We start from the raw sequence: 14,921 nt of genomic DNA on the forward strand, positions 1-14,921 counted from the left end.
CCGGATGGGAGACTCGGCAGGAGCCCCGGCCGGCCCGGGTGCTTACTTGGTGGGCTTGCCCGCGGCGTCGAGCGCGGCGATCATGTCGTCGCGGGATGCGCCCTCCGGAACGTCGACGCCCTGCGACGTCGCGTACTCCCGCCACTTCTCCACGCCGGAGCCGGGACCGCTGCGGGCCGGTACCGCACCCGGCGCCGGAGCCGACGGCCGGGCCGGCTCGTCCGACTCCTCGCCGTCCCAGACGTCCGGGTTGGTGATGGCCTTCGCCGCCCAGTCGGGCAGCTTGTCGGCTGGGCCGAACGTGCCGCTCTGGCCGGTCAGCTCGCCCTTGTCGTCGCGCTCGTGGACGGTGACGAAGGTTCGCAGTTTGCGGGCCATGATCTAGTCCTTCCGGTCAGGCCACGTCGGCGGCGAGGGTGAGGTCCGGGTTGGCCATGACCGGCAGGCCGATCGCGGCCGCCTTGGTCCAGACCGCCACCGGGTCCTTGGTGCTGTAGGCGCCGGCCACAACGCCCGGCTCGACGCCGGACAGGCCGTACTCCGGCTCCAGCGACTCGGCGGTCGTGCCGAGCAGCGTCGCGCCCAGGTCGGTGGCCTCGCCGGCGTCCGGCGAGCCCGGCGCGGGCAGCATGACGATCCGGTCGGCCGGAATGACCCGGGTGGCCGAGCCGTTCACCCGCACCTGCGCGTCGTAGATGTAGAGCGGCGGCAGGCCGTAGGACTGCAGCACGCTGTCCAGCGCGGTCCGCGATACCGCCGACGGGGTGCCGAGCATCGAACCGGCCAGGGCGCGGATCTCGGCGTTGCGCAGCAGGTAGCCCACCACGGTGGACGAGGTGAGCAGCGCGCCCGGCGCCTCGCCGTTGGTGGTGATGTAGGTGTCGCGCCAGGTGATCAGGTCGGCCAGCGGCGTGGCCGTCGCGACCGTCGACCACAGGGTGCCCGGGGCGACCGAATGGCCGCCGGAGCGACCGAAGTCCACCGTGGCGACCACGCCGTTCTCGTTGATCTGCAGCTGGCCCCGGTAGAGGGCCTCGCCGCGGAACATCTCCAGCCGGGCGGCGACCGCGCGGGCCATGCGCTCGGCGTCGGAGAGGATCGCGGTCCGGATCGCGGAGTTGTCGCGGCGCTGACGCAGCCGCTCGTACTCGCCGAGCCGGATCTTTCGGGAGATCGGCGGAAGTTCACCGGTGACCCGGGTGACGCCCGGCCGGGAGCCGATCGGGCTTTCGGCGTCGTAGGCGCGCACGGTCGCCGCGTCGGTGAGGCCCTCGCCGCCGCGGGTGAACCGGTAGACGAGGTCGTCGACCTCGCGGCGCGGCAGCCACTGGCTGAGGATGAACCGGTTGCGGTCGAGGTCGGCCAGCGCGGCGCGGACGTAGCCGGTCAGCTCGGCCGGGTCGATGTATTCCTGGTTGATCAGCATGAGTCAGGTCCTCCCGGCCTCAGGCGTCGAATCGGATCTGCGGGAGGTCGGCCTTGTACGCGCCGCCGGCGTCGGGCCCGCCCGCGGTGCCCTGCGCGATCGGCAGCTTGCTGACCAGCACGCGGCCGTGCCACAGCAGCGCGCCCTGCACGTCCGCCGTGGTGGCCGCCGGGGCGTCGACGGCGCACAGCAGGATGCCGGCGCAGTCCTGGCGACCATCGGTGGCGGCGTTGTCGTACGGGCCGTACAGCCCGACGGTGCCACCGGCGCCAGTGCCGGTGATCCGGCCGAGCAGGATGCCCGACGGGAAGTAGCCGTTGGGGTAGTGCGTACCGGCGACGAACATGCTGGTGTCCAGCGTGATCGACGCGGCGCGCGAGGTGCCCTCTTCGGATCCCAGCCAGGACTGGTCGTCCTGGCCGAACGTCTCAGTCACGAGGCCGAGATTCATTCGCGTGCTCCTAAGTCACGATGGTGGATTTCTTGTGGCGCTGGGCGTACAGGTCGGCGCCGGACGCCACGGAGCCCTTCGGCTGGTCGCTGCCGCGCGAGCCCTGCGACGGGTCCGCCTTGGGCCGCTTCGGCTTCTCCGGATCCGCCTGGCGGGCCGGGAACGCCTCCAGCAGCTCGTCGGCGTCCGCCTCCAGCTCCTCGCGGGTCGCACCGACGAGGCGTTTGGCCTGCGCCGGGCTCAGACCCTTCTCGGCGGCCACCTCCAGGCGCAGCGCGCGCAGCTCGGCGGCCGCGGCCCGCTCCTCGGCGGCGGCCCGGCGTTCGGCCTCCGACTTGTCGGCGTCGGCCTTGGCCTGCTCCGCCGCCTCGAACTGAGCCAGGCGAGCCTTGAGCTCCCGGGCCTCGTTCCGTGCGGCGTTGCGCTCGGCCTTCATCCGGTCGATGGCCTGCTTGCCGGCGTCGCCAAGGTCGCCCGGCTGGTCGTCGTGGCCGGCACTGTCGGTGTCGCCGTCCTCGCCCTCGCCGGAGCCGCCCTTGATGGGCCAGATCGGGGCGCCGTTGCGGCGCAGGCCCAGCGCGGTCAAGCCGGTGAACGGGTGGACAGGCAGGTCCGGCCCGAAAGCCGGGACGTGGATCTTCATGGGTGGTGACTCCGTTGCGGGGTCGGCCCGGGCGCCTTGCGCGCGCGGGAAGTCATCGCAGGTAGCCGAAACGCTTCAGCAGGCGCACGGCCTCGTCGCGGTCGCGGCCGGCGATCTGCAGGATGCTCTCGGGCATGAGCCGCGGTATCCGAGCCGAGCGGTACCGCCGGCCATCGGCGCGCACGCCGTTCTCGCGGGCGCCGAGCAGGCGGCCGGCTTCGCCGCGGACCGTCGTGCCCTCGGTGGTGACGACCAACTGCCGGCCGAACACGTCCACAGGCTGAAGCCGACCGCGTTCCAGGCCATTGCGCAGCGCGCGTGCCTCCTGGGCGGTGATCCGCGCACCGGCAGGCGTGAGGCCGATCGCGCCGCGGCGGGAGTTGACGACCTGGCCGATATCGGCGCCGAGCCGGATCGCCTCCGCGCCGGCCTTCGTGAACACCCGGTCCTGCTCCGCCCTCGACAGCGACCGGAAGAACAGATCCGGGTCGGTCCGGGCGTCGCGGGTGGTGTCCTCGCGGCCCGGGATGTGGACGCAATCGCAACGCGGATGCCGGCGGAACCCGGCGTTCACCGCGTACCAGCGGCCGGCCAGGATCGCGCACCGCGAGCAGGACCGGCCGACCAGCATCCGCACGTACCCGGTCGCGTCCGGGCGGGCCGTCATGGCCACCTGGTCCGCGACCCGGCCCGCGTCGGCGATCTGCGTCCGCACGATCATGTCCAGTGCCGCCTGGCCGCCGGCCAGCGCCCGGTCCAGGGTGGCGCCGCGCTGCAGCCCGGTCAGCGCGGTGATCACCGGCTGGTAGAGCAGGCTGTCGAGCGGCCGGCCGTCCGAAGCGACGCCGCTCAGCGCCTCCGGCACCAGCTCGGCCACCGGCGCCGGGTCGAGGCCCTGCGCAGTGAGCACGTCGGTCAGGTATTGCTCCGACCGGCCGGCGGCCGCGCGCTGCGCACCGGTGACCAGCAGCAGCAGGCGGGCCATCGCGGCGATCCACGACTCCGCGATCCGGGCCGGGTCGACCTGCCGCCACGCCCGGCGCGCCTCGTCGGCCACCGCGACGGCCATCCGGCGCCGGACCGAGGCGTGCTCGACCGCCAGCTCAGCCGGCGTCGGCATCGTCGGCGCCCAGGCCGGCGGCGGTCGCCGCCGGCTGTGGCGGCGTCAGGCCGGCGGCGATCTCACGGAGCGGGTCACGAGCCAGCTCGGCGGCGCGCATCTCAGCAAGCTTCTTACGGCGCGCGGCGGAGTAGCCCAGATCCACCCAGGCCGCCTCGACCGGCAGGATCCCGGCCTGGACCAGCTTCACCGCGGCATCCGCCTGCTGCGCCCGAGTCGGCGTGGCCGCCGAGCGCCACTGCGTCTCCATCTGCCGCAGCCGCGGGTCCCACTCGCCGTCGCGGAAGCGGGCGGCGATCTGCTGCACCCGCTCCCATGCCGCCTCGGCGCCCGTCTCGAAGTCCTCGACCTGCTTGATCAGCCGCGACTCGTCGGCCAGGATGCCCTCCGCGCTCGGCGGGTTCGTCGTGGCCTGGCCCAAGTAGCGCATCGGCAGGCCCGTCACTCCGCTAACCAGGGCGGCGTAGTGGTTGACGATGCCGGAGAAGTTCGCCAGGTCCGCCGCGGTCAACGAGCCGATCTTGGCGTCCTTGTTCTTCAGCGCCCACACTGCACCGAAGTACGCCTCCCAGGCAGTGAGGACGTTGCCATCCTTGTCCTTGAAGTCGTCCGGCTGCGCGCCGACGACGTACCGCTGCGGGACGGCGAGGGCCTCAGTGGCGATCTGCGCGTTGGTCAACGCGCGGGCGGTGGCGTCGGTCAGGCCGATGATCCGGGTCATCGCCGAGCGTCCGTCACGCTGGGACAGGCGTTCCCGGTGCGTCAGCGGCACTACCGGCACCACGCCCAGCTCATGCTCGTCGCGGTCCACCTCGGTCCAGGCGGCGTTGCTGCGCTCCAGCCAGATGGTCACGTCCGGCAGGTACAGCGTCGCGTACGCCACGCCGTCGTCGGTGTAGAACTTCGCCGCCGCGATCGGCTGCCGAGTCCGCGGAGACAGCTCGACGGCCATCTCGTTCGACGACTCCACCGTGATCAACGGCGTCGCGGCGTCACGAGGCCGGTCATCGTCGCCGCCCTCAGCCGACGGTGCGTCCGGGGTGTCCGCATCGCCGGCGCCGACCACAACGAACGCGCGGCCGAACTTCAGCGCCTCGAGGTGCGCCAGCTTCGACTCGCGGTCGAGGTTGTTCTCCTGCCAGATCCGCCACAGATCCTCGTCAGCCTCGGTGGCGTCCGGCAGCTCGAAACCTTCCAGGGTGACCCGCTCGGCGATGGCGTCCACGTAGGTGCCCGGCCATGCCACGATCGTCAAGAACCGGCGCAGCTCCGGCGGGATGGCCAGACCGAGCTGCTCGACGCGCTGCTCGCCGTCGTAGTACGCCCCCAGCACCCGGTTGCGGCGCTCGGCGCGGCGCACCTTGACGTACAGGCGCCCGAGCAGCTCCTTCTGATCCTCGGAGAGAGCCACGGCGCCTCCCTCAGCGTATGGTTGCCCAGCGGGCTCGGAAGTGCTGATGCAGTGTCCGGACAGCGCCGGGGTACACGCCCGGCCCGAGCCCGCACCTCTCGGCTACCGGAACACCAGCACGGTGCTGTCGATGGGCTGAGCGGACTTCCACAGGTCCGCCGCGGTGACGTCGCCGGCGGCCTCGTGCGTGAGGACGGAAACCACGCAGAGGTCGATCTTGCGACCGTCGTCGCCCTTGGTGAGCACGTAGCGCGGGTTCTCCTTGGCGCCGCCCGGCCGTTCTTCCTTGTGCGTGGCCTCGACGTGCTGCTCGGTGAACTCGCAACCGTCGTGGGTGAAGGTGCTGTCCGACTTGGAGATGTCGGTCTTGAGGCGCTCGGCGGCGGCATGCATCTGCACAACGCGCTGGGTGTACCAGCGGATGACGACCTTCTCGCCGTACTCGGCCGCCCAGGTGTCAAGTTCGGTGGCCCATCCGGGCGGGTCCCCGTACAGGCGGACGACCTGGTAGCGGCGCATCAGCTGCTCCAGCGCCCGAGCGACCTCCAGACGTGGGACCTTGCCGCCCCAGGCCGCCGGGTTCCAGACCGTCGGTGTGCCGCCGTCGTAGGTCGGCGTGAACTGGTATCCGTCCTGGGTCTCAGCGCGGAAGCCGGTCCAGTCGTCGAGGTCGGAGCCGTCGAAGCCGAGCACAATCGCGGTGCCGTCGGGCACGTCGCGCGGAGCGGCGCGGTCCTTCCACGCCTGAATCTCGTCGAGCCAGGTCCCCGATCCGGCCTTGCCGCGGTTGCCGTAGAACCGCTCGGCCTGGGTCAACTCACCCTTTTCGATCAGCTCGTACGCGAAGCCCTCGATCGCGTCGAGGTTGGTGTGCTTCGACCCCGCGTAGACGAACGCGTGGATCTTCCGCCGTTCGGCCTTGTTCGCGTAGCTCAGATGCTTCGGCGGCTGCCGCCAGAACTTGAAGATGCCCGGCGCGTCGGACTTCCATGTCGTCCAGGCCTGCGAGCGCTGCGTCGGGTCCGGCGCGTTCGTCGTCTCCTGCGACCGACCCTGCATGCCGGCCAGGCCGCGGTTCTGGGTGTCGCCGACGTTGATCATCTTGTTCTGCTTGGTCCAGATGCCGGTCTCGTCCTGCGCGGCGTACGAGATCGGGTTGCCGAGCCGGGACTGTGCGCTGGACGTGACGATCTGCACCTGACTCAAGTCCGGGTCGTCGTCCTCGGTGCCGAGGATCCGGGTGAACTCCTCGCCCACCTTCATCTGATCGGACAGCGGCCCCATCTTGATCATCGCCTTGAGTGGGCGGTAGATGTTGTCCGTCTGCTCACTGGACGTCGCCGTGATCTGGATCAGCGGCGTCGGCCAGCGCATCGCCATCGGCTCGCCCGGTGCGTACTCGTACTCCCACCCGCACCCGCACCCGTGATCCGAGCACGCCCACCCGTCGCCCTTGCCCGCCCAGCCGGCGAACAGCGCCGGTCCGACCGCCTCGATCGCCACACCGGTAGCCGACCAGGGCCCCTTGCCGGTCTTCTGCGGGGCGATGATCAGGCTGCGGCGGTTGTGGAACGCAGTGCTCAGCAGCGGCTGCTCGGGGACCCACTCGGCGTCCTCGCGGACCCGGTAGTGGTTGAGGGTGCACCACTCCTGCCACGGGTACATCTCGAACGGGGCGCCGCGCCGGAATCCGTCCGGGACGACGCAGTGCTGCCGGACCCAGTCGACGGTGATGAACAGGGTGGGCCAGGCGACGACGAACTCAGGCGTCTCCACCGACGGCCTTGAGCCAGCGGTCACGGGCGGTCGGCGCGGCCGGCGCCGCGGCGGCGGACCGCTCGGCGCGCTTCTCAGCGACCTGGTTCGGGGCGATCTTCCAGCCGTTCTCCTTGAGCCCGGCCGGGGTCAGGCCAATCTGGTCGGCGAAGCGGTGCAGGCTGTTCTTGTCGGCCGCGGTCGCCTCGGCCGACTCGCAGATCACTGAGGTCCGGACCCACATGGCTATCGAATGCCAGCGCCAGGGCTCCTTCGCCCACGCGGCCCCCTGTGGCGTACTCCATGCCCATGCCCACAGCTCCAGCTCGCGCTCACGACGCGCCTCGGTGGCCTCCAGGTCAAGGACCTTGTGCCGCTCCTTGTTCTCGAACCAGATGTCGTAGACCGGCACCCGCGGCAGCGGAAACTCCGGCACGTCGCCCTCGTAGCCCTCGGCCGGCAGCGAGGTCAGCGAGTGGCCGATCCGCGCCGACTTCAGCGAGGTCGGGTCCTTCTGCGGCCCGGACCGGTTCCGGGCACCACCTGATGGCATGTCGATCTCTCCCTCGGCCGCCTTGCGCGGCGTCGGTGTCCGTCACCTTGCGTGACGGATCTTGGGTCGTTCTGGAAGCTTGAACCCTGCGCGCCCCCGGCTGACCTCCCCGGCGGTCCTCCGGCCCCGGCCCCCTGGGGGTCACCCCCCACTCCTTCGTCACTGAGCGTGGTCTACGCGCAAGCCGTCCAGGCGACGGGGATGGCGTCGGCTTCAAGCACTGCCGCGGCCAGTTCGGCTGGATGCTCGTGACCCGCCTCGATGGCTTTCAGGGCTTCCTTGCGGAGGTCATCGATGACGCTGTGCCACGCCTCAGGGTCTGCCTGGGCAGTGGGCGCGTAGAGCGCGATCACCTGGCGGGCACGCTCGGGCGTCATGGCTCAGCCTCCGTGTGCTGCTCGTCCGCCCTCGCTGGTGTTGCAGCGGGCGTGACCTGGCCCTCGGTGCTTGCCGGTCTTGCGGTCGTGGCACAGGTGCCAGTCCTGGCCGGGCAGGATGCGGCGGTCGGGCATAAGGCACACCACCTCGTGGCAGTCGACCTCGCCGCGCTCGACCATCGGCGCCCACTGCCTGCGCAGTCCGTCGTGTGCCGCGTCGTACCCGCGCTGCTGCCGTGTCCCGCGCCGCTGTTCCCGCTGCCTGCGGTGCTCGGCGCATGGCCCGCCTGGTGTCAGCTCGGGGCAGCCAGCCTCTGGGCAGACGCGCATCGCTCGCTGCATGGCGTCCCCTCAGTGATTGCCGTTGCCCCAGCCTGCTTCTTTGGCACACTGGGCGCATGCAGCCGCAGCACAGCTTCGTCTACGAGGAGAACACCTCAGGCGCGATGTACGGCTACTGCCCGAGGTGCAAGCGGTACGAGGACGAATGCCTGCCGAACGAGTTCCACGGACCGATTCCCTGCGTTGAGCCGCCGCCGCCCGCTGTGCGGCCGAAGCAACCCTCGTGGTGGTCGCGGATCAGGGGCGTAATCGCGCCGCGTTGAGAACGTCCTCCGTGGCGTGCCGGGGCAGACCTACGCTGAGGTCGTGGACTGCGACTGCGCACCCGATGACTGCTGGTTCGCCGACGCCGGCTACGTGTGGTGCCGACCCTGCGGTGAGCATCATCGGCCGCCGAAGTGCGACATCAACGAGCAGGGGGAGCCGCTCGCGCCATGCGGATGCACCTGGGGGCTGGCGTTCTCCGCATCCGGCTGCGCGCATTGGTGTGCCGGGGCGCGGCTTCCCGATCCCGCGCCCCGGCGTCCCCCCTCGACCGACGCAGCGTCGGAGTCTGGATGCGACGAAGGCCCCCGCCGTGGCGAGGGCCTCCTCGAAGCTGTTGCGACACTTCTGCCGCTGCACGCGATGGTGACAGACGATCTAGCCGCCGTCAAGATGATCGCTCACCCAGCGGCCCGTCGCCGTGTAGGCGCGTTGCCACCCGCACCCCATTCGGCCCGTCGCTCTCCATCGACACGAGGACCGGCCGGGCTACCCCGAACCGCAGTTTGCCGCCCTGCTGGATTCGCACGCTGACCGCATCCTCGGTGATCTCCCGACTCGTGACGACCTCGGCGTGCCAGTGCTTGCGGCCGGGCATCTGCTTCGGGCCGCGGTCGGGAACACGTTCCGGCTGGACCTCCTGGCCGCAGATGCGGCAGTGCCAGTCAACGACGTCGTAGCCGTCGCACACGTCATCGAGCACCGGACCGGCATGCACTCCATCGCAGTCGACGTGCCGGGTGCGCGCTGCAAGCGTGGGCAGTTCGCCGTCGGTGGCATAGGCGTGGAAGTGGCCCGCGTCATCGACCGCGGTCCAGGCCATGTCCGGCTTGCTGGCGGTGTCCGACTGGTAATCGATGACCGCGACCTCCACCGCGAACGAGCCGGGCATCGGCTCACCGTCGTTGATGGTGATCATGGTGGCAGTTCCGATCGCGGTACCCATCCCCTCATGCTCCCATCTCGGCACGCTCTCGGGCCGCCCGCCGCTCTTCCCGCCGCGCCGCTTCCCCGGCCGCCAGCTCCAGCACGTCGCCGAGGTTGTACCTGGCCCGTCCCTGCTCGTTGTGGTCGTGGGCCGCGAGCCTGCCTCTGCTGGCCCACTGGTTGATGGTGTTGCGCCTGATCGGGTAGGCGGCGGCGATCTCGGAGGCGGTGTACGCGTACTGCCGCACTTCGTCGTCGAGCCATGCCCGCCGTTCGGCCTGGAGCACGTTCGCGCCGCAGGTCCGGCAGGTGCCTTTCTCGGCGCCGGGCCAGCCGTAGACGTCGCCCTCGCACCGTTCCGTGTCGGCGAGTCCTTCGGCGAACGCGGCTACCTGGTCGGCTCCGCACGGGCCGAGGTACTTCCGTTCGCGGGGGCCGTTGACGACTCCCCGGAGCGCCCTCGCGCTGGCGTCCACGTCGGTCAGGAACGTGTCCACTTCGGCCCGGTGCCGCATCCACTCGCACATCCCGACGAGCCACCGCGCAGAGGCCCTGAGATCGTCTCGGCCGCCCGAACCCATACCCTCCATGCCAGCCGACCCTGTTCGGCCGCCTCCGTGGATCTCAGGGCAGATTCCGCGCTCCTCTGCGATCACCCGCACCCACCCGCTCAGCGCGTTCTGCACCGCGTCGAGCCGCGCGGTCGCCCCAAGGTCGATCGGCAGCGAGCTCCCCGGCTTCCCGCTCGCCCCGCCTCCGCCGCCGCGCCGGGCCTGCCGGTGGGCGACGTCGCGGGCCGCGGGCACGAGGTCGGCGATCTCGGCGAGCTGGCGCCGGGCGCGGTCCATGCACTCCGGCGCCGCGTACCCGTCCGGCACGGGCCGGTCGCAGCCGCAGGCGCAGGTTGGGGCGCTCACGCGCTCACCTGCTCGGGCCGTCCCGCAGCGATCCACAGCTCCAGGTAGCAGCTTCGGCAGTACCACTGCCGTGGTCGGCCCGGCACGTCGAGCGCGTAGATGTCCTGCCCACGGCGCATGCATGGCCCGTCGCACAGCTCCCAGAGCATGCGGGGAAGCGCCTCCCAGTCCAACGCGCTCATTCGTCATCGCACCCTTCGTGAATCCAGCCGCCGTGGCCGTCGGCGCGAATGCGGTCGCCTGCTTCGATGCCCTCGCCGCAGCAGGCGTCGCTACCGGGGAAGCGTGCCGTGATGACGGGCCCGGGCCGTTCGGTCAGGTCGTCGGCGAGGCGGCCACCTGCGGCGGTTACGGTTCGACCGCGCATGGAGGTCGTGCACGCCTCGTCCAGGTCGTGCTCGGTGTTGCAGGTCCAGCAACGGCGGCTCACGCGTCCTCCTGCGTTTCCGGGGCGGCATCGAGCTCGAATGCCACGGGGACAACCACCCGCTCCCGGAACTGCACCGAGGCAACGAGGCCGAGTGCAGAGGCCCAGCGGGCAATGTGATCGACGGTGATTTCCTTGGTCGCGCCGCTCTCCAGCTTCGACACGGCGGCCTGGTCTGCACCCATTCGCAGAGCCACGGCTGCTTGCGTTAGGCCGAGGCGCTTGCGCCGTTCGACCATGTACGAGCGCAGGTCGTCGAGCTTCACGCGTCCTCCCCGGCCCGTGGCACCAGCGCCAGGTCGTAGCCGAGCGCGTGCGCGATCTCAGGAACCCGGTGCGCGGTCACCCCGCGTTGGCCCTGTAGCCACTTGGCGACCTCCTGGCGGCTCACTCCGAGCTTCCGGGCGATGTCGGCGTAGGTGACTTTCCGGTCGCGCCGGATCGCATTGAGCGTGCGTAGCGCGTGGTCATGGTCGCGCAGACGGTAGGCGCGCGGCTTCGGGGCGGGGCTGGTCATGCTGCGTTCCGTTCGGCTCGGTTGCTGGGGCGGGCCTGGTCTCGTTCGGCTTGGATGCAGGGGTCGCACAGGTCTTCGTTCTTGCGCCGGTGTCGCCTGGCCGCTGCCGGCGTTCCGCAGGGTTCGACCGGCATGGGACCGCGCCCCCACGGCGCCGAAGCGGTAGCGGGTCGCAGTGCTGGCCCTTCGTCGAGCGCCTCCCGGTCCACGTCGACGGGGTGTTCCCGCGGCACCGTCCAGGCGGTCAGGGTGAGCCAGGGCCGGTCGTCCGGGATGGCCGCGGCGAGCACGAAGCACAGCCGGAAGCGGTCCTCCGGATCGGGCAGTACCTCGCGGAGCCAGGCGCCGTTGGCCTCGCTTTTCTCGTCTCGGACGCGGCTCACGAGCTGGATGGCGATGCTGGCGAGCTCGTCGGGGCTGGGCCGGTCGGCCATCGTCACCACTCCCTGACCACGTTGCGCATGGCGGGGCCGTCGAAAAAAAGCACCGTGCCGTCGTCGATGAGCCGCTCGACGACCGGGTAGCCGTACCGCTCGGCCAGGTCGTCGTAGGTGCCGGTGGCGTTCACGCCGTGGTTGGTGGTGGCGATGAGCCGACGGTTGTTGGAGCAGCGGGCGTCGACGATGCGCTGGAGCTGCTCCAGCCACCAGTCGGTGACGCGTTCGCGGCCGAGGTCGTCGATGAGCAGCAGGTCGCATTCGACGGCGTGCTGGTAGGCGAGCGGCTCGCCGCTGTCGGGCTTGAGCGCGGCGGACAGGTCGGCGGCGGTGCGCACGACGGTCCAGGCGCCGCGGGCGTGGACGTCGTTGGTGATGGCGTACGCGGCGGTGGTCTTGCCGGTGCGGGCGGCGCCGGCGAGCACGAGGGAGCGGGGGCCGGAGTCCCACCAGCGGGCGATCTTGCCGTTGTGTGTCTGGTCCTCCGTCAGGGTGTCGTAGCCGGCCTGGGCGTACCGGGTTGGTCGCTGCCTGGCGTAGGCCCGGTTGCGGTTGGCGGCCTGGCGCGCCCGCATGGCTTCGAGTTCGGCCCGGTCGGCGTCGGCGATCATCTGGCGGACGCGTTCGGCCTCCGGGCTGTCGTCGATCCCCAGGAACTCCTTGGCCTTGGCGCTGAGCCCGCGGAGGTCGACGTCGGCAATGTGCTGGGTCATGGGTCAGTCCTCCGCAAACGGGTTGTCGTGGCGTTGGGCGGTGTGCCGGTTGGCGCCGGTGGTGGGGCCTCTTCGGGATCGGTCGAGGTCTTCCTGCGCCTTGCGCATCCAGTTGCGCCACGCCTTGACCCAGTCGGTCTTCGTGGCGTCCCTGCCGGACTTGGAGCCCCAGTAGTCGATGAACTTTTGCGTCTCGTACCGGCCGTTGACCTTCGGCGCGTTCTCGCGGCCCCACGCGACCATCTCCGCCGTCAATGCGAAGTCGCCGGGGATGCGTGTGCCCCGGGTCGGGGCTTTGCGCGGCGGGGCGTCCGAAGAAGACGAAGTCTTCTGAGGGTGTTCTTCCGTAGGAAGAACGGTCGGGTCGGGCCGGGTCGGGTCGGGTCGGGTCGGGGTAGAGCGAACTTCGCTCGAACGTTCCGACTCGGTTCGCGATGTGTTCGCGCGAACAGTTTCCGAACGTTCGGCCTTACGCTGCGCCCGAATTCGCGCCATCCGCTCCTTGGCTTCGGCCCGCTTGTCGAGGACCGATTCGGCGGACGGCTGGTGCTCGGCCCACTGGTGGAACGCCCATCCCTTGTCGCCGTCCTTGACCGCCTCGAACCACAGCCCGGCCTCGACCAGCCGGGCCGCGTTCTCCTCGTAGTCGCGGTCGATCCGGGCGGCCATGTAGTCCGGGATGAACCCGTCGCTGAGCTGGTCGGCACACCAGGCGCCGGCAAGCACCCAGAGCCCCATCGCGGGGACCCCGGCGCGAACGGCCTTCTTGTGCGAGTGGATGCGGTCGTCGACCTTGAACCACGTCATGTGCTTTTTCCTGTTCAGTTGTCGCCGGCGGCGCGGCTTCGAGTGGACCAGCGACAGGTTGCTGCGCGACATCCCCCGTGAGAGTGGTCAGGCATCGCCTCTCCTCGTCTCGCCGGCGGCCCGCCCCCGCGCGTCGGGGGCCGGGTCCGGCATCGTGTGGTTGGCGTCGCCGGCCTTGCCGATCCGCTGGCATCGGGCGCACACCTGCACACCCCTGCGCGGGTCGCCCAGGTCCGGGGCGTCGACGAAGACGTGCAGCTCGGGCCGCTTGGTGGGGCTCACAGCACGCCCCCGATCGTCCGTACGGGCTTGACGCCCCGCCCGCCGCACACCCCGATGCAGAACCGTTCGCCGCAGCACCGCGCGCAGTCGCCGGGGCAGTCGGGCTGCCCGCAGGTGGCGCACGGGTCGGCGCCGGCCGCACGCCGACAGGGACACGGCCGGGAGCTGTGGGCCATCTCCAACTGGTCGGCACAGCCGCTGTCCGCATGCGCCGCGGCGTAATGGCCGCAGCCGTCACAGACGGGTAGGCGCTCAGCCACGGCGCTCACCGACCTCGCGGGCGACGGGCCACAGGTACACGACGACTTCATCGCCGTCGTAGGTGCCCCCCGGAACCCGCTCCACGGGACCGGGAAGAAGTTCCCAGATGGAGCCCGCGAGCATGGCCCGGGTGCCGCTGTAGGCGAAGTTCTGGATGCTCTCGTCGCCCTCGTCCGGGACGGCGATCCGGGTGCCGTATTTGCCGTAGAACAGCTCAGCCACGGCGCTCACCACCCTCCGACGGCTGCGGCGACGAGCAGCAGCAGCAGCAGGGCCGTCAGCGGCACGAGCAGAACGGCCGCGATCTTCGTCGCCCGCATCGCGCTGTCGGCCTGGCGCCGCGCCCGGCGCGCCCAGAAGGTGCCGAGGCGGGCGTGGTAGCGGGCGGCCTGGGCGTGGGTGAGGCCCCACACCTGGACGTCGCCGCGCGAGTCGTTCGGGAACTCGTTCACGGCCGTACCCCCGTCCGGCAGTCGGCGCAGAGTCCGAGGGTGAGTGGCAGGCCGTCCTGCTCGCACAGGGCGCAGGTGTGGCGGCGCGGCTTCCGGTCGAAGGCGCGCAGGATCACGGCGGCGATCAGCGTCGCGACGGCGACGGCCAGCAGGACCAGCGGCAGGTTATCCACGGCGCGCACCGCCCTGTCCGCCGGGACGCAGGTCGAGCCGCCGGTCCGGGTAGAAGTCGATCGCGGCGAGCGCGGCCACGGTGCGCGGCTTGCGGGAGAGCTTGGCCAGCTCCACGTCGATGTGGCGCAGGCGGATGGTGAGCGGGGTGGCCGGGGCGGGCTGGTGGTCGGCGCGGATGTCGCGCTGGCCGCGGTTGATGGAGGCAAACATCAGGCGCCCGCCCCGGGTGCTCCGTCGGAGACCGTGCGGCCGCCGTGCTGGTAGGGCCTGGTGCGGTTGTAGGCCAGCTTCCGCTCGTACTCCGCGGCCAGGTCGATGCCGTAGACGTCGCAGGCGTCGAGGAGCCGGATCAGCACGTCGGCGAACTCGCTTCCCACGCCCTCCGGCTTCGGCGGGCGGGCTGCGGCATGAGCCGGGGTGGCCTGGCAGGTGGCATCGGTAAGCCGATGGTCCCGGTACGCCTCCAGCGCCTCGGAGAGTTCGCTGTGCAGCAGGGCGATGTAGTCGCCGAACGTCTTGGTCTCGTCGCGCCAGCCCTTCTCGACGTTGACGGCGCGGACCTCGGTGGTCATGTCGGCGATGGACTTGCTGTAGTCGAGGCGGTGGGTGTGGGGGTTCAGGTAGCTCATGGGGTGCTCCTATGTCTGTGCCTCGCGGGCCGCCGG

The 14,921-nt window shown here is 71.1% G+C and carries 24 protein-coding genes; all 24 read right to left on the minus strand.

Features of this window, described 5'->3' with window-relative positions:
• Positions 1-42 precede the first annotated feature (42 nt).
• Positions 43-378 carry a hypothetical protein gene (locus tag ACTEI_RS23655; RefSeq protein WP_122979658.1) on the minus strand — a complete coding sequence of 112 codons (336 nt, stop codon included), beginning with the start codon at positions 376-378 and terminating at the stop codon, positions 43-45.
• A 16-nt stretch (positions 379-394) separates the two neighbouring features.
• Positions 395-1,426, minus strand: coding sequence for a major capsid protein (locus ACTEI_RS23660; protein ID WP_122979659.1), 1,032 nt, complete (start codon positions 1,424-1,426; stop codon positions 395-397).
• A gap of 19 nt (positions 1,427-1,445) precedes the next feature.
• Positions 1,446-1,862 carry a head decoration protein gene (locus ACTEI_RS23665; RefSeq protein WP_203723728.1) on the minus strand — a complete coding sequence of 139 codons (417 nt, stop codon included), beginning with the start codon at positions 1,860-1,862 and terminating at the stop codon, positions 1,446-1,448.
• 25 nt (positions 1,863-1,887) lie between these two features.
• The gene (locus ACTEI_RS37855; RefSeq protein WP_187645910.1) at positions 1,888-2,520 is read right to left on the minus strand and encodes a hypothetical protein; all 633 of its coding nucleotides are present in this window, start codon (positions 2,518-2,520) and stop codon (positions 1,888-1,890) included.
• 52 nt (positions 2,521-2,572) lie between these two features.
• Positions 2,573-3,640, minus strand: a complete 1,068-nt coding sequence (locus tag ACTEI_RS23675; RefSeq protein WP_122979661.1) for a VG15 protein — start codon at positions 3,638-3,640, stop codon at positions 2,573-2,575.
• The gene (locus tag ACTEI_RS23680) at positions 3,624-5,051 is read right to left on the minus strand and encodes a phage portal protein (RefSeq protein WP_164466061.1); all 1,428 of its coding nucleotides are present in this window, start codon (positions 5,049-5,051) and stop codon (positions 3,624-3,626) included. Before ACTEI_RS23680 ends, ACTEI_RS23675 begins: the two co-directional genes overlap by 17 nt.
• 102 nt (positions 5,052-5,153) lie before the next feature.
• Positions 5,154-6,827, minus strand: a complete 1,674-nt coding sequence (locus tag ACTEI_RS23685; RefSeq protein ID WP_122979663.1) for a hypothetical protein — start codon at positions 6,825-6,827, stop codon at positions 5,154-5,156.
• The gene (locus tag ACTEI_RS23690; RefSeq protein ID WP_122979664.1) at positions 6,814-7,359 is read right to left on the minus strand and encodes a hypothetical protein; all 546 of its coding nucleotides are present in this window, start codon (positions 7,357-7,359) and stop codon (positions 6,814-6,816) included. The genes ACTEI_RS23685 and ACTEI_RS23690 overlap by 14 nt, the downstream gene beginning before the upstream one ends.
• Positions 7,360-7,532: 173 nt before the next feature.
• Positions 7,533-7,736: a hypothetical protein gene (locus ACTEI_RS23695; RefSeq protein ID WP_122979665.1), complete on the minus strand. Its 204-nt coding sequence runs from the start codon at positions 7,734-7,736 to the stop codon at positions 7,533-7,535.
• Positions 7,737-8,730: 994 nt separating this feature from the next.
• Positions 8,731-9,288 carry a hypothetical protein gene (locus tag ACTEI_RS23700; RefSeq protein WP_145830910.1) on the minus strand — a complete coding sequence of 186 codons (558 nt, stop codon included), beginning with the start codon at positions 9,286-9,288 and terminating at the stop codon, positions 8,731-8,733.
• A gap of 4 nt (positions 9,289-9,292) precedes the next feature.
• Complete coding sequence (locus ACTEI_RS23705; RefSeq protein ID WP_149100672.1) at positions 9,293-10,186, minus strand: MerR family transcriptional regulator; 894 nt, start codon at positions 10,184-10,186, stop codon at positions 9,293-9,295.
• Positions 10,183-10,368, minus strand: coding sequence for a hypothetical protein (locus ACTEI_RS37860; protein WP_122979668.1), 186 nt, complete (start codon positions 10,366-10,368; stop codon positions 10,183-10,185). Before ACTEI_RS37860 ends, ACTEI_RS23705 begins: the two co-directional genes overlap by 4 nt.
• Positions 10,365-10,616 (minus strand): hypothetical protein, encoded by a 252-nt coding sequence (locus tag ACTEI_RS23715; protein WP_122979669.1) that lies wholly within the window; start codon positions 10,614-10,616, stop codon positions 10,365-10,367. The genes ACTEI_RS37860 and ACTEI_RS23715 overlap by 4 nt, the downstream gene beginning before the upstream one ends.
• Positions 10,613-10,879, minus strand: coding sequence for a helix-turn-helix domain-containing protein (locus ACTEI_RS23720; RefSeq protein ID WP_122979670.1), 267 nt, complete (start codon positions 10,877-10,879; stop codon positions 10,613-10,615). The genes ACTEI_RS23715 and ACTEI_RS23720 overlap by 4 nt, the downstream gene beginning before the upstream one ends.
• Positions 10,876-11,130, minus strand: coding sequence for a helix-turn-helix domain-containing protein (locus tag ACTEI_RS23725; RefSeq protein ID WP_122979671.1), 255 nt, complete (start codon positions 11,128-11,130; stop codon positions 10,876-10,878). The genes ACTEI_RS23720 and ACTEI_RS23725 overlap by 4 nt, the downstream gene beginning before the upstream one ends.
• Positions 11,127-11,564, minus strand: a complete 438-nt coding sequence (locus ACTEI_RS23730; RefSeq protein WP_122982363.1) for a hypothetical protein — start codon at positions 11,562-11,564, stop codon at positions 11,127-11,129. Before ACTEI_RS23730 ends, ACTEI_RS23725 begins: the two co-directional genes overlap by 4 nt.
• Positions 11,565-11,566: 2 nt before the next feature.
• On the minus strand, positions 11,567-12,280 hold the full coding sequence (locus ACTEI_RS23735) for a P-loop NTPase family protein (RefSeq protein WP_122979672.1): 714 nt from the start codon (positions 12,278-12,280) through the stop codon (positions 11,567-11,569).
• Between the two features lie 3 nt (positions 12,281-12,283).
• A complete protein-coding gene (locus tag ACTEI_RS23740) occupies positions 12,284-13,159 on the minus strand; it encodes a hypothetical protein (protein WP_145830912.1) in 876 nt (291 codons plus the stop codon).
• A gap of 15 nt (positions 13,160-13,174) precedes the next feature.
• On the minus strand, positions 13,175-13,369 hold the full coding sequence (locus tag ACTEI_RS23745) for a hypothetical protein (RefSeq protein ID WP_122979674.1): 195 nt from the start codon (positions 13,367-13,369) through the stop codon (positions 13,175-13,177).
• 252 nt (positions 13,370-13,621) lie between these two features.
• Positions 13,622-13,852, minus strand: a complete 231-nt coding sequence (locus ACTEI_RS23750; RefSeq protein ID WP_145830913.1) for a hypothetical protein — start codon at positions 13,850-13,852, stop codon at positions 13,622-13,624.
• A 5-nt stretch (positions 13,853-13,857) separates the two neighbouring features.
• A complete protein-coding gene (locus tag ACTEI_RS23755) occupies positions 13,858-14,082 on the minus strand; it encodes a hypothetical protein (protein WP_122979676.1) in 225 nt (74 codons plus the stop codon).
• On the minus strand, positions 14,079-14,255 hold the full coding sequence (locus ACTEI_RS37300) for a hypothetical protein (protein WP_164465792.1): 177 nt from the start codon (positions 14,253-14,255) through the stop codon (positions 14,079-14,081). The genes ACTEI_RS23755 and ACTEI_RS37300 overlap by 4 nt, the downstream gene beginning before the upstream one ends.
• The gene (locus ACTEI_RS23765; protein WP_122979678.1) at positions 14,248-14,466 is read right to left on the minus strand and encodes a hypothetical protein; all 219 of its coding nucleotides are present in this window, start codon (positions 14,464-14,466) and stop codon (positions 14,248-14,250) included. The genes ACTEI_RS37300 and ACTEI_RS23765 overlap by 8 nt, the downstream gene beginning before the upstream one ends.
• Positions 14,466-14,885: a nucleoside triphosphate pyrophosphohydrolase family protein gene (locus tag ACTEI_RS23770; protein WP_203723729.1), complete on the minus strand. Its 420-nt coding sequence runs from the start codon at positions 14,883-14,885 to the stop codon at positions 14,466-14,468. The genes ACTEI_RS23765 and ACTEI_RS23770 overlap by 1 nt, the downstream gene beginning before the upstream one ends.
• Positions 14,886-14,921 lie beyond the last annotated feature (36 nt).

It is taken from the genome of Actinoplanes teichomyceticus ATCC 31121, assembly GCF_003711105.1.
Taxonomy (GTDB): Bacteria; Actinomycetota; Actinomycetes; order Mycobacteriales; family Micromonosporaceae; genus Actinoplanes; species Actinoplanes teichomyceticus.

Coding starts and splice junctions, on each gene's coding strand:
- ACTEI_RS23675 (WP_122979661.1), bottom strand. CDS start 3,640: ATGCCGACGCCGGCTGAGCTGGCGGTCGAGCACGCCTCGGTCCGGCGC.
- ACTEI_RS23725 (WP_122979671.1), bottom strand. CDS start 11,130: ATGACCAGCCCCGCCCCGAAGCCGCGCGCCTACCGTCTGCGCGACCAT.
- ACTEI_RS23695 (WP_122979665.1), bottom strand. CDS start 7,736: ATGACGCCCGAGCGTGCCCGCCAGGTGATCGCGCTCTACGCGCCCACT.
- ACTEI_RS37855 (WP_187645910.1), bottom strand. CDS start 2,520: ATGAAGATCCACGTCCCGGCTTTCGGGCCGGACCTGCCTGTCCACCCG.
- ACTEI_RS23700 (WP_145830910.1), bottom strand. CDS start 9,288: ATGGGTACCGCGATCGGAACTGCCACCATGATCACCATCAACGACGGT.
- ACTEI_RS23690 (WP_122979664.1), bottom strand. CDS start 7,359: ATGCCATCAGGTGGTGCCCGGAACCGGTCCGGGCCGCAGAAGGACCCG.
- ACTEI_RS23740 (WP_145830912.1), bottom strand. CDS start 13,159: ATGTCGCGCAGCAACCTGTCGCTGGTCCACTCGAAGCCGCGCCGCCGG.
- ACTEI_RS23660 (WP_122979659.1), bottom strand. CDS start 1,426: ATGCTGATCAACCAGGAATACATCGACCCGGCCGAGCTGACCGGCTAC.
- ACTEI_RS23730 (WP_122982363.1), bottom strand. CDS start 11,564: ATGGCCGACCGGCCCAGCCCCGACGAGCTCGCCAGCATCGCCATCCAG.
- ACTEI_RS23655 (WP_122979658.1), bottom strand. CDS start 378: ATGGCCCGCAAACTGCGAACCTTCGTCACCGTCCACGAGCGCGACGAC.
- ACTEI_RS23765 (WP_122979678.1), bottom strand. CDS start 14,466: ATGTTTGCCTCCATCAACCGCGGCCAGCGCGACATCCGCGCCGACCAC.
- ACTEI_RS23770 (WP_203723729.1), bottom strand. CDS start 14,885: ATGAGCTACCTGAACCCCCACACCCACCGCCTCGACTACAGCAAGTCC.
- ACTEI_RS23735 (WP_122979672.1), bottom strand. CDS start 12,280: ATGACCCAGCACATTGCCGACGTCGACCTCCGCGGGCTCAGCGCCAAG.
- ACTEI_RS37860 (WP_122979668.1), bottom strand. CDS start 10,368: ATGAGCGCGTTGGACTGGGAGGCGCTTCCCCGCATGCTCTGGGAGCTG.